At 74.2% G+C, this 11758-nt stretch carries 13 protein-coding genes; 9 read left to right on the top strand and 4 right to left on the bottom strand.

All coding sequences use genetic code 11. The features are described 5' to 3' along the window. Positions 1-217 precede the first annotated feature (217 nt). Positions 218-1183: a cation diffusion facilitator family transporter gene (locus tag AB0F01_RS31055; protein ID WP_362102678.1), complete on the bottom strand. Its 966-nt coding sequence runs from the start codon at positions 1181-1183 to the stop codon at positions 218-220. 110 nt (positions 1184-1293) lie between these two features. Between AB0F01_RS31055 and AB0F01_RS31050 the strand changes: the two genes are divergently transcribed. Both AB0F01_RS31050 and AB0F01_RS31045 read left to right on the top strand, forming a co-directional pair. After that, positions 1294-2319, top strand: a complete 1026-nt coding sequence (locus tag AB0F01_RS31050; protein WP_362102675.1) for a glutathione S-transferase C-terminal domain-containing protein — start codon at positions 1294-1296, stop codon at positions 2317-2319. Positions 2320-2646: 327 nt separating this feature from the next. After that, a complete protein-coding gene (locus AB0F01_RS31045) occupies positions 2647-2952 on the top strand; it encodes a DUF4235 domain-containing protein (protein ID WP_362102672.1) in 306 nt (101 codons plus the stop codon). A gap of 152 nt (positions 2953-3104) precedes the next feature. Here the strand turns inward: AB0F01_RS31045 and AB0F01_RS31040 are convergent, their stop codons facing one another. Beyond that, positions 3105-3497: a VOC family protein gene (locus AB0F01_RS31040; protein ID WP_362102669.1), complete on the bottom strand. Its 393-nt coding sequence runs from the start codon at positions 3495-3497 to the stop codon at positions 3105-3107. Between the two features lie 243 nt (positions 3498-3740). Between AB0F01_RS31040 and AB0F01_RS31035 the strand changes: the two genes are divergently transcribed. From AB0F01_RS31035 to AB0F01_RS31025, 3 genes are all read left to right on the top strand, one after another. Next, positions 3741-4121, top strand: coding sequence for an anti-sigma factor antagonist (locus tag AB0F01_RS31035; RefSeq protein ID WP_362102666.1), 381 nt, complete (start codon positions 3741-3743; stop codon positions 4119-4121). Between the two features lie 398 nt (positions 4122-4519). Then, positions 4520-5182 carry a DUF4230 domain-containing protein gene (locus AB0F01_RS31030; protein WP_362102664.1) on the top strand — a complete coding sequence of 221 codons (663 nt, stop codon included), beginning with the start codon at positions 4520-4522 and terminating at the stop codon, positions 5180-5182. Between the two features lie 116 nt (positions 5183-5298). Beyond that, positions 5299-5874 (top strand): VanZ family protein, encoded by a 576-nt coding sequence (locus AB0F01_RS31025; protein ID WP_362102661.1) that lies wholly within the window; start codon positions 5299-5301, stop codon positions 5872-5874. Positions 5875-5901: 27 nt separating this feature from the next. Here AB0F01_RS31025 and AB0F01_RS31020 read toward each other — a convergent pair whose 3' ends face one another. Both AB0F01_RS31020 and AB0F01_RS31015 read right to left on the bottom strand, forming a co-directional pair. Beyond that, on the bottom strand, positions 5902-6144 hold the full coding sequence (locus AB0F01_RS31020; protein ID WP_362102659.1) for a hypothetical protein: 243 nt from the start codon (positions 6142-6144) through the stop codon (positions 5902-5904). 108 nt (positions 6145-6252) lie between these two features. Then, on the bottom strand, positions 6253-7062 hold the full coding sequence (locus AB0F01_RS31015) for an SDR family oxidoreductase (RefSeq protein WP_362102657.1): 810 nt from the start codon (positions 7060-7062) through the stop codon (positions 6253-6255). Positions 7063-7196: 134 nt separating this feature from the next. On the opposite strand from AB0F01_RS31015, the gene AB0F01_RS31010 reads away from it, so the two are divergent. From AB0F01_RS31010 to AB0F01_RS30995, 4 genes are all read left to right on the top strand, one after another. Further along, a complete protein-coding gene (locus tag AB0F01_RS31010; RefSeq protein ID WP_362102654.1) occupies positions 7197-8240 on the top strand; it encodes a PHP domain-containing protein in 1044 nt (347 codons plus the stop codon). 153 nt (positions 8241-8393) lie between these two features. Then, positions 8394-9050 (top strand): HAD family hydrolase, encoded by a 657-nt coding sequence (locus AB0F01_RS31005; RefSeq protein WP_362102652.1) that lies wholly within the window; start codon positions 8394-8396, stop codon positions 9048-9050. 30 nt (positions 9051-9080) lie between these two features. Next, on the top strand, positions 9081-10316 hold the full coding sequence (locus tag AB0F01_RS31000) for an aromatic acid exporter family protein (protein ID WP_362102649.1): 1236 nt from the start codon (positions 9081-9083) through the stop codon (positions 10314-10316). Positions 10317-10608: 292 nt separating this feature from the next. Next, positions 10609-11640, top strand: a complete 1032-nt coding sequence (locus AB0F01_RS30995) for an SDR family oxidoreductase (protein ID WP_362102646.1) — start codon at positions 10609-10611, stop codon at positions 11638-11640. Positions 11641-11758: the final 118 nt, after the last annotated feature.

Raw genomic sequence — 11758 nt, 5'->3', positions numbered from 1 at the left:
CCGAGGACGTCGAACTCGCCGCATGACCCCCACAAGCCAAACCACCCCAAACCGAACCTGGGCGCCTTGACGGAAGACATAGAGGCACCCCCCCGGCCGGGCGGGCACCGGCCCCTACCCGACGGGCCGGTGCCCGCCCGCGTGGTGCCGGCCCGGCCGGCGGGCGGAAAGGCCGCCGCCGCGTGCATGAAGCGCCCGGCCACCGGGCACCCGAGCCTCAGGCCCCGCCGCGCTCCCCCGTCGCGGCGGGGCTCTCCCATGCCTCCCGCGCCTCCGGCGCGCCCCGGTCGGTCACGTCGAGGAAGATCTGCTCCGCCTCGGGGACCATCTCGGCGACGGACCTCTTGATGCGCACGGCGACCTCCTCCACCCGCTCACTGTCCATTCCGGGGACGAGGTCGACCCTGGCGGCGACCAGGACGCTGTCGAGGCCGGTCTGCATGGTCAGCAACGCCTCCACGCTGTCGATCTCGGGCTGGGCCCGCAGCAGTTCCCGGATCCGCTCGCTCGCCTCCGGGTCGGCCGCCTCACCGATGAGCCGGTCGCGGGCCTCGCGGCCGAGCCGGTAGGCCACGTAGACCAGCAGCAGGCCGATGGCGAGCGAGGCGGCGGCCTCCCACACCACGTCCCCGGTGTACATGTGCAGCGCCATGCCGATGATGGCGAGGGTGACGCCGACCACGGCGGTGCCGTCCTCCGCGATGACCGTGCGCAGGGCCGGGTCGCGCATGCCCTGGCCCGTCCCGCCCTGGCGGCGCACCTGGTACAGCGCACGCAGCAGGGAGCCGCCCTCGGCGAGCAGTGCCACGCCGAGGACGATCAGTCCGGCCACGTACCCCTCGCGGTCCTCGCTGCCCTCCCCGCCGAGGGCGCTGATGCCCTGGTAGAAGGAGAAGCAGCCGCCCATCACGAAGATGCCGACGGCCGCGAGGAGCGACCAGAAGTACCGCTCCTTGCCGTAGCCGAACGGGTGGCGCCGGTCCGGCGGACGGGTGCTGCGGCGCAGCGCGGCCAGGAGGAACACCTCGTTGAGGCTGTCGGCCACCGAGTGGGCGGCCTCCGAGAGCAGCGCGGGGGATGCCGCGAGGACACCGCCGACGGCCTTGGCCACCGCGATCACCAGATTGGCGGCGAGCGCCACCAGGACGGTGATGCGGGTTCTGCGATCCGATCGTGTAGTCACGCTGGGCGATTGCCCCGGTCGGCCCACGGCACACCGTGCCGACCGCCGAAAACGGGGAACGCGGTCAGGGGAACGTACAGTCCGGGATCCCGACGGCGAGGAGGAGACACATGAGCCGTGACGAGCGGGGCGACGGCAACAGCGCCTACGGCAGGAAGGCGTTCAAGCGGTCGAGGGCCCACTTCGCGGACCGGATCACCGCCGACGGCCGGGACGGGTACCCGGTGGAGGCCGGCCGCTACCGGCTCGTGGTCAGCCGTGCCTGCCCGTGGGCGAGCCGGGCGCTGGTGTCCCGGCGGCTGCTCGGACTGGAGGACGCGCTGTCGCTGGCCGTCGCCGACCCGATCCAGGACGACCGCAGCTGGCGGTTCACCCTGGACCCGGACGGCCGGGACCCGGTGCTGGGGATCCGGTACCTGAGCGAGGCGTACGACCGGCGCGAGACGGGCTATCCGGGCGGGGTGAGCGTGCCCGCGATCGTGGACGTGCCCAGCGGCATGCTGGTCACCAACGACTACCAGCAGATCACGCTCGACCTGGCCACCGAGTGGACCGCCCTGCACCGGCCCGGGGCGCCCGACCTGTACCCGGCGGACCTCCGGGACGAGATCGACGAGGTCATGGACGGTGTGTTCCGCGACGTCAACAACGGTGTCTACCGGGCGGGCTTCGCCACCGGCCAGCAGGAGTACGAGGCCGCGTACGCGGACGTGTTCCGCCGTCTGGAGCAGCTGGCGGAGCGGCTGGAGCGGCAGCGGTACCTGGTCGGCGACACCATCACCGAGGCCGACATCCGGCTGTTCACCACGCTGGTGCGGTTCGAGGCGGTGTACCACGGCCACTTCAAGTGCAACCGCTGGAAGCTCGCGGAGAACGAGGTGCTGTGGGCCTACGCCCGCGACCTGTTCCAGACGCCGGGTTTCGGGGACACCGTCGACTTCGACCACATCAAGCGGCACTACTACGAGGTGCACACCGGGATCAACCCGTCCGGCATCGTGCCCGCGGGTCCCGACCTGGCCGGCTGGCTGACCCCGCACCACCGCGAGGAGCTGGGCGGACGGCCGTTCGGCGACGGCACCCCGCCCGGGCCGGTGCGCGCGGACGAGGAGGTGCCGGAGCGGGGCCGCCCCTGACTCCCGGGCCGCACCGGGCCGTACCGAGCCGCACCGGGCCGAGTCCACGCCGGTCCGACGACCACCGGAACCGACCGACTACGACCGGACCGACCGACTACGACCGGACCGAACCGTCCACGGCCGGACCGACCGACGACCGCCGGAACGGACCGAACGAGAACGACGAGGACGACGAGGACCACGAGAACGACCTGAACCGACCCACGAGGACCTGTACCGCACCGAGCCGGGCGGGTCCGGACCGGCCCGGTATGCCGGCCCCGGCACCGGACCGGCAGGACCGCCGGACGACGAACCCCTACCGAACCGACACAGGAGAGTGACGTGGCGAAGAAGAAGAGCAAGAAGAAGCTCCCCATGGCCTACAAGCCCATCGGCTTCGCGCTGGGCTGGACCAGCGGCACCGTGGCGGGGCTCGCCTTCCAGAAGACCTGGAAGCTGATCCGGCACGAGGACGACGCCCCGGACGCGCTGGACCGGGACCGCCGATGGGGCGAGATCCTGCTGGCCGCGGCCATCCAGGGCGCCATCTTCGCGGTGGTCCGCAGCGCGGTGGACCGCGCGGGGGCCACCGCCATCGAGCGCTCGACGGGCACGTGGCCGGCCCAGGGCAAGGGCGGGCGCGACTGACCTCGGGCACCCGTACTGCCGCGCGTGGGGCGGCCGGAGCACGGTTCCGGTCGCCCCACGCGGCTGTGCCCTCCCGGCGGCGGACCGGCGGACCGGACCGGGACCGAGAGGTTCGGGGGCTCGGAGGACTGAGGGCTCGGGGACGGGCGGGCTCAGCCCTGCTTCGGCGCGGTCGGCGCCCCGCGGCGCAGCCTGAAGGAGTGGCCCGCCGGGTCGGCGTAGCCCCGCTCCTCCAGCGGGCTCCCGGCGTCGCCGGCCTCCATCGGCCGCCCGCCGAGGCTCACGATCCGGCGCTCCACGGCGTCGAGGTCGTCCACGACGAACTCCAGGTGCACCTGGAGCGAGTTCTCGGGGCGCGGCCAGCTCGGGGCGGTCGCGTTGACGTCGCGGCGCAGGGCCAGCCGGAAGCCGTCGGCGGCCCGCACCTCCACCCGGTTGGCGTTCGCGGCCACCTCCTCGGCCTCCAGCAACTCCTTGTAGAACGCCGCCAGTTTCTCGGGCTCGGCGCAGTCGAGCACCACGACGCCCGCGTTCACCAGTGCCATGTCTCCTCCGCGAGGGGTCCGGGGCGCGGGGCGTCCTGCCCCGGCCGGTACCGGAACACCTGTCCCGGGCGGGCGACTTCAGTCGGCGACGCGGGGATCGGACGGTGAACTCGGTCGCAATTCGACGACATATGTCAATCGAACATGCTCATATTCGCTCGTTCGCGGTTAACTTGCAGAGTGGGTAACGGCGTTGAGGGCGGCTGCCGCCCCCGTTCGATCCAGGCTGGAGGCGATGGCGCAGTGCGGCAGGAACCGGCACGGCTGACCCGGCACTTACGCGTCCACCAGGACCGGGGGCACACGGTGCTGGAGTTCCGCGGCGACATCGACATCGCCGCGGCCGCCGAGATCGTCCCGCACCTCGACGCGGTGACGACGGCCCCGCACACCCGGGTCGTGATCGACCTGACCCTGGTGACGTTCTTCGACTGCTCCGGCCTGCGCCTGCTGTACCGGGCCCGGCGGCGCGTGCTGGACGGGCAGGGCGAACTGCGGCTCGTCTGCACCCACCCGCTGACCCTGCGCATGCTGCGCATCACCGGTCTGTCCCGCCTCCTGCCCCCGCGCCCGACGCTGGACGCGGCCCTGGAACGGCCGGAGGCGACGTCCGGCCCGGTATGAGACCGACCGGTGGGAGACCGGCCGACCCGGCTCAAAGCCGACCGCCCGACGTGGAACCGATCGGCATGAGACGGGAGTGGCGGCCGGCCCGGTACGCACTCCCCCGCCGGTGCGACGTCCCGCGGCACCGACCGGCCCGGCCCCCAAGGGCGGCGCCGACGGGTGGGACCACGGGTGGGGCCACGGGCGGGACCGACGGGCGGGGTCCGACAGGCAAGCCCGGCGGGCGGCCCCCGGACGACCCGCCCGACGGACCGGCCGGCCGGCTGTGGGAGACCGCCCCCGGTGTCCGGCGTGTGCGCCCCCTCGTGCCCCCGGTAGGCCCACCGTGGCCCCAACGCGCTTGTCTGGCACGGCATTCGGGGGGCATGCGGAGGTGAGGAAGGAGGGCCGTCGCCATGACGACTCCGATCGGACGCCTGCACCGCCGGGTCCCGGGCTGGGCCAAGGTCCTGGCCGCCGTGGTACTGATCCTGGCCGTGTTCTTCGCCGGTATCCGGCTCAGCCTGCTGCCGGGACTCAAGGACCTGTTCGGCACCGAGACCCGGGACCGTTCCGGCCCCGCCCTGCTGGAGTCCATCCAGGACATCAGCCGCTACGAGGCGGCCTCCGGCAACTTCCAGGTGGTGGTGGACCTGGAGAAGGACGCCAAGTTCCTGCCCGACGCGGTGCGCGGGAGCCGCACGCTGTACGTGGGCGCCGGCACCGTCGACGCCTACGTCGACCTGGGCGCGCTCGGCGAGGACGACGTACGGGTCGACGAGGAACGGACCTCCGCGACGCTGCGGCTGCCGCACGCCCGGCTGGGCACCCCGGCGCTCGACCCGGAGCGCTCCTACGCCGTCTCCAAGCAGCGGGGCCTGCTGGACCGGCTCGGTGACTTCTTCTCGGACAACCCCAACAGCGAGCAGGCGGTCCAGAAGCTGGCGGTGCGGCACATCGGCACGGCGGCGAAGGAGAGCGGGCTCACCGCCCGGGCCGAGACGAACACCACCGACATGCTCGAAGGACTGCTGCGCTCCCTGGGCTTCGAGAAGGTGCGCGTGACGTACGGCGAATGACGCCCCGTCACGCCGCCCGGTGCCGAGCCGACCGGATCCGCACCGGCCCCGGCGTGGACCCCCGTTCGCGGGGTAACAGGGGTTTCCCACAGGCTGGTTGACGACTGGAGGACCTCATGGCCCGTGTCGCTCCCCGACTGCGTCCCTGGTCGCGCCGACGCCCCGCACCGGCCGGTCAGGACCCCGGCGCACCGGGCGGGAGCGAGGGCGCGCCCCGTCCGCTGCCGCTGCCGGTGCGTCTGGTGGCGATGCTGTGCGCGTTCGCGGTCATGGTCGGCTTCGCGGTGGTGCTGGCCCGGCTGACGCTCCAGCCCTCCCCCGCGTCGGAGGCGCTGATCCACACCAATCTGCGTCCGGGGGACTCGCTGCGCGCCTACCTGGACCAGCCGGCGCTGCGCGACGCGGTGCGCCAGATCGGCGGCAACATCCTGCTGGGGGTGCCGTTCGGCGTGCTGGTGCCGGTGCTGGCCCCGCGGTCCCGGACGTTCCTGCGGGTGCTGCTGCTGACGGCCGTGGTGATGCTGCTCGTGGAGTTCGCCCAGGGGGCCCTGGTGACCGGTCGCGCCTTCGACATCGACGACGTCATCCTCAACACCTCGGGCGCCCTGCTCGGGTACCTGCTGCTCGGGCGGCGGCTCGGCCGCGCGGTGCACGCCCGGCGCGGGAAGCGCGCACCGGCCGTGACGGAGTGACGCGTCCGGATCCCGGGCGGCCGCCGGCTACCCGGCGCGTACCGTCCAGGTGAACTTGTCGCCGCCCACCCAGCGGATCACGTCCGGGTCGTCCAGGTCGTGGACCGTGATCCCGTAGGCGGCCGCCGCCTGGAGCACGTCGGTGACCGTTCTCGCCTCACCGACCACTTCTCCGTCGATCTCCAGGATCCGGAACGGTGGGGTGCCGGGCTGCACCCCGAGCACCATGATCCTCGGGTGGGAGATGTACGGGCTCGCACTTTCGGTCATGCCTCGAGGGTAGAGGGCGAAGCCGTGGAGCGCGGGTCCGCGCACACCCCGGACCGCGCTGCCGGGGCACCCCCACGGCCCCGCCGGAGCGCGCTCCCCCGGCCGTCCTCAGGGGCGCCGCCAGTCGTCCCCCGGCAGGTGCGAACCGGCCTGGGGTCCCATCCGGAGCATCCCGCCGTCCACGCTCCACGAGGCGCCGGTGACGTAGGAGGCGTCCGGTCCTGCGAGGAAGGCGACGACCGCGGCGACCTCGCGCGCGTCACCGGGACGGCCGAGGGGGATGCCGGGCCGGCGCTCGGTGTGCGGGTCGGTGTCCTCCTGGCCGGTCATCGGGGTGGCGATCTCGCCGGGGGCCACGGCGTTCACGGTGATGCCGTGTTCGGCCAGTTCCAGTGCCATCACCTGGGTGAGCAGGCCGAGCCCGCCCTTGGCGGCGCAGTAGGGCGCGGCGCCCACCCGCGGCTGGTGCTCGTGGACGGAGGTGATGTTCACGATGCGTCCGCCGCCGCCCTGCCGGATCATGTGCCGCGCGGCCTTCTGCCCGCACAGGAACGGGCCGACCAGGTCGACGTCGAGGACGTGGCGCACGGTGTCGTGGTCCAGGTCGAGGAACGGGGTCATGGTGCCGGTGCCGGCGTTGTTGACCAGCACGTCGATCCTGCCCAGGCGTTCGGCGAGGTCGTCGACCACCTCCGCCCCGGCGGGCAGCCGGCCGAGATCCATCGGCGCCGTCTCGGCGCGTCGGCCGTGTGCTCGCACCTCCGCGGCCGTCTCCTCGGCGCCCTCCCGGTCGGTGTGCCAGGTGATGCCGACGTCCAGCCCCGCCTCGGCCAGCCGTACGGCGGTGGCGCGGCCGATGCCGGAGTCGGCGCCGGTGACGAGGGCGACCCGGCGGTGCGGGGCGGTGGGTACGGACACGGGGGCCTCCTCGGGTGCCGGGACACGACGCGTCGCAGTACCCGGCCGGCCGCCGGACAAACCGCGCGGTTCCGCCGTGCGGGTGCCGCCGCCCTGGGCAACCCTGGAGCCAGGAGGCGGCGCAGGAGGTGGCCATGGATCCCGTCGAGGCGCTGGAACGCATCGCGTTCCTGCTGGAGCGGTCCCTGGCGCCGACCTACCGCGTGCGGGCCTTCCGCACGGCCGCCCGGGTGCTCTCCGGTCTCGGCCCGGCGGCGGTACGGGAACGGGCCGCCGCCGGAAGCCTGGAGTCGCTGAAGGGGGTCGGCCCGAAGACCGCCCGGGTGGTCCGGGAGGCGCTGGACGGCCGGGTGCCCGAGTACCTGCGCACGCTGGAGGAGGAGGCGGCCGGGCCGGCTCCCGACGCGGGAGCGGGCCGGGAGCTGCGGGCCCTGATGCGCGGTGACTGCCATCTGCACTCCGACTGGTCCGACGGCGGCAGCCCGATCGAGGAGATGGGCCGCACGGCCGCGGAGCTGGGCCACGCCTGGGCGGCCCTCACCGACCACTCGCCCCGGCTGACGGTCGCCCGGGGTCTGTCGCCGGAGCGGCTGCGCGAGCAACTGGAGGTGGTGGACCGCCTCAACCGGACCTGGGCGCCGTTCCGGCTGCTCACCGGCATCGAGTGCGACATCCTCGAGGACGGCTCGCTCGACCAGGAGCCGGAGCTGCTGGAGCGGCTCGACGTGGTGGTGGTGTCGGTGCACTCGAAACTGCGGATGGACGCGCGGTCGATGACGCGCCGGATGGTGGCCGCCGTCCGCAACCCGCACGCGGACGTCCTCGGGCACTGCACCGGGCGGCTGCTGACCGGACGGGGCCGGCCGGAGTCCGAGTTCGACGCGGACGAGGTGTTCGCCGCCTGCGCCGAGGCGGGGACCGCCGTGGAGATCAACAGCCGGCCGGAACGGCTCGACCCGCCGCGCCGGCTGCTGCGCCGGGCCGTGGCGGCGGGCGTGCTGTTCTCGGTCGACACCGACGCCCACGCGCCCGGTCAGCTGGACTGGCAGATCCTCGGCTGCGCCCGCGCGGAGGAGTGCGGGGTGCCTCACGGACGGGTGGTGACCACCTGGCCCGTGGAGGACCTGCTGGCCTGGACCCGGGAGCGGAAGGTGCCGTCCCGAGTGACGGACGCCTGAGGTGGTACCCGGCCGGATCCCCGAGATCCCGGGAAACCCCGAGGACCCGAATCCCAACCCCACGAGAACCGAGAACCCCGAGCCCCGAGCCCCGAGCCGCGCGTCGCCGGGAACACCGCGACGGCGGAGAAGGCCGGGAAGAGAGGACCACGTATGGAACGGGCCGCCGTGTTCGACGTCGACGGCACCCTGGTGGACACCAACCACCTGCACGTCACCGCCTGGTGGGAGGCGTTCCGGCAGGCGGGGCACCAGGTGCCCATGCACCGCCTGCACCGGGCGGTCGGCCTGCCCTCGGGCGACCTGGTGGCGCACGTGCTGGGCGAGGACCGGGACCCGGAGCGGGACGGTGAGCTGAGTGCCGCGCACAAGACGCTGTACGGGCAGTTCTTCGACCGGCTGCCCGCGCTGCCGGACGCCGGCCCCCTGCTGAAGAGGCTGCACGCGGACGGCTGGCGGGTGGTGCTCGCCACCTCGGCGGGCGGCGCGGAACTCGGTGCCCTGCGCCGGGCGATCGACGCCGACGAGGCGATCACGGCCACGGCGAGCGCCGACGACGTCGAGGAGGGCAAGCCCGCGCCGGAACCCGTGGAGCACGCCCTGGAGCTCGCCGACGTGCCCGCCGAGCGGGCCGTGTTCGTCGGCGACACCGTCTGGGACATGCGGGCGGCGAGCCGCGCCGGGGTGCGCCGTGTCGCGGTGCTGTGCGGCGGCATCCCGCGCGCCGACCTGGAGGAGGCGGGCGCCGAGGCGGTGTACGACGACCCGGCCCACCTCCTGGCGTCACTGGCCGACAGCCTCCTGGCGTGACCCCGCCACGGCGGGGAAACCGACACGCGGATGACGGGCACGAAGGAGACGGGGGTGGCGGTGGGCGACGCCGCGGGGCCGGGACGGCTGCGACGGACGGCCGACTCCGTACGGCGGGAGGCGCAGGCCGTGGGCCGGGCGGCCCGGGCCGCCTGGCGTGGGCCGGGACGGGAACGGGACCTGGCCGTCCAGTCGCTGAAGGCCGCCGGGGCGGCCCTGCTGGCGTGGCTGGTGGCCCGGGAGTGGCTCGAGGACCCGATGGCGCTGATGGCGCCCTGGGTGGCGCTCGTCCTGGTGCAGGCGACGGTGTACAGCTCACTGGTCCAGGCGGGGCGGCAGTTCGCCGCCATCTGCGTGGGCGCCCTCGTGGCGTCGGGAGCGCAGGCGATCACCGGGGACACGACGGGCGCGCTCGCGCTGTCGATCCCCGTCCTGGTGCTGCTGTCGAACTGGCCGCGCTTCGGTGACCAGGGCATCTACGCGGCGACCACGGCCGTGTTCACCATCGCGACGGGCACGGTGAGCGCGGTCGCCGTGGGGCACCGGCTGGGTCAGGCCGCGCTGGGCGCGGTGATCGGCATCGCGGTCAACGCGCTGGTGCTGCCGCCGGTGCACCTGCGGGACGTGCGGGAGAACCTGGCCGGGCTCGCCCGGGAGACCGGTGATCTGCTGAGCACCATCGCCGCCGACCTGCGGGACGGCGAGTGGGACAGCCAGACGGCCGCCGACTGGCTGGCCGCCGCCGGGCGGCTGCAGCGTCGGCTGGACTCCCTCGAATCGGCGCGCGGGTGGAGCCGGGAGAGCCTGCGGCTGACCTCGGGGCTGCTGCGCACCCTGTACCGGGCGCCGACCGTGGCGCTTCCGTCGGAGCAGGAGGACGAGCGGTTCGGCCGCGTCACCGGCCACGTCACGGCGCTGACCAGGACGCTGTCCGTGGCCACCGACGAGAACCGGACGCCCGCCGCGCCGGACCACACGGTCCTCAGCCGGTACGGGGAGCTGCTGGAGCTGATCGGGAACACCTGCCGGGCCGAGGCCGACCGGCTGGAGCAGGCCGGCGCGGCCTCGGAGGCGGAGCCGGACGAGCGGGCCGAGGCGGAGATGCGGGAGCTGCACGAGCGGTTGCAGCGTGCGCTGCGGGAGGACGCCGCCCGGCAGGGCCCGGCGCGGACCGCGGTGCTCGGCACCCTGGTCCTGCAGGCGGAGAACCTGTGGGCCGAGCTTCTCCCGGAGCCGCGGACCGATGACACGGGGCCGTCGGAGTGAGAGAGTGACGTATACCACCCCATAGGGAGACATGCACCGGAACATCCTCGGGTGCTTCGCCGTTGAACAGGACGTGGGTGCGGAGGGGACAGTGTCCCCGGGCCTCACCATTCGCCCACAGGGACGATCGTTCGGCTGAAGCCCTGTGGAGCCACTCGCCGAGAGGCGACCGCCCTCCGCACCCTCCTGAACCGCCCCGACCGTGATTCCCCCGTCGCGGTCGGGGCTTTCCCCTGCCTCCCTCCGGGTACTCGGCCGGTCCGCGTCGACCGCGGCCGGAAGGAGCACACAGGTGAGCAGCGCAACGGGTGCGAGGGTGGTCGTCACGGGCGCCACCGGCAATGTGGGGACGGCCGTCGTACGGGCCCTGGCGGCGGAGCCGGAGGTGGCGTCGGTCCTGGGGCTGGCCCGGCGGACACCGGAGTGGTCGCCGCCGAAGACGGACTGGGCGGCGGTGGACCTGTCCTCGGAACGGGCACCGCTGGCCGAGGCGTTCGCCGGCGCGGACGCGGTCGTCCACCTGGCGTGGGCCTTCCAGCCGACGCACGATCCGGCGACGACCTGGCGGACCAACGTGCTCGGCAGCATGCGGGTGTTCGACGCCGTCGCCGCGGCCGGGGTGCCCGCCCTCCTGCACGCCTCCTCGGTCGGTGCCTACTCGCCCGGCCCGAAGGACCACGCGGTCGACGAGTCCTGGCCCACGCACGGCTGGCCGGACGCCGCGTACTGCCGGGAGAAGGCCTATCTGGAGCGGGCTCTGGACACCTTCGAACGCGACCACCCCGAAACGCGCGTGGTGCGCATGCGGCCCGCGTTCCTGTTCCAGCGCTCCTCGGCGAGCGAGCAGCGGCGCATCTTCGGCGGGCGTTTCCTGCCGGGTCCGCTGGCCCGGCCCGACCTGCTGCCGGTCCTGCCGGACGTGCCGGGGCTGCGGGTCCAGCTGCTGCACACCGACGACGCGGCCGACGCCTACCGCCTGGCCCTGCTGTCCGCCGAGGCCCGCGGCGCGTACAACCTGGCCGCCGAGCCGGCCGTCGACGCGGAGCTGCTCGGCGAGCTGCTGGGCACCCGCCGCGTCCGGCTGCCCCGGACCGCCGCCCGCTCGGCGATCGCCGCCGCCTGGGGCCTGCACCTGCTGCCCGCCTCGCCGCACCTGTTCGACGCCGTGCTGCGGCTGCCCCTGATGGACTGCTCCCGGGCCCGGACGGAACTCGGCTGGCGGCCGACGCGCCCGGCCACGGAGGTTCTGGAGGAGTTCCTGGAGGGCATGCGGCAGGGCGCGGGTGCGCCGACCGAGCCGATGCGCGGGCGCAAGGCCGGCTGAGCCGGAGGCGGACGGCCGCGCGCACGACGGACGGCGAACGACCCGCGCGAGCCGGCGGCCGACGTGGTGTCCCCCGTGTCGGAGCCCTCGCGTCGCGAGCCCCGCTCGCCGTCGGAGC

Origin of the sequence: Streptomyces sp. NPDC029526, assembly GCF_040637405.1 — a bacterium.
GTDB lineage: Bacteria > Actinomycetota > Actinomycetes > Streptomycetales > Streptomycetaceae > Streptomyces.
The sequence above is the reverse complement of the archived record's forward strand: the minus strand, read 5'-3'. Positions and strand labels throughout refer to the sequence as shown.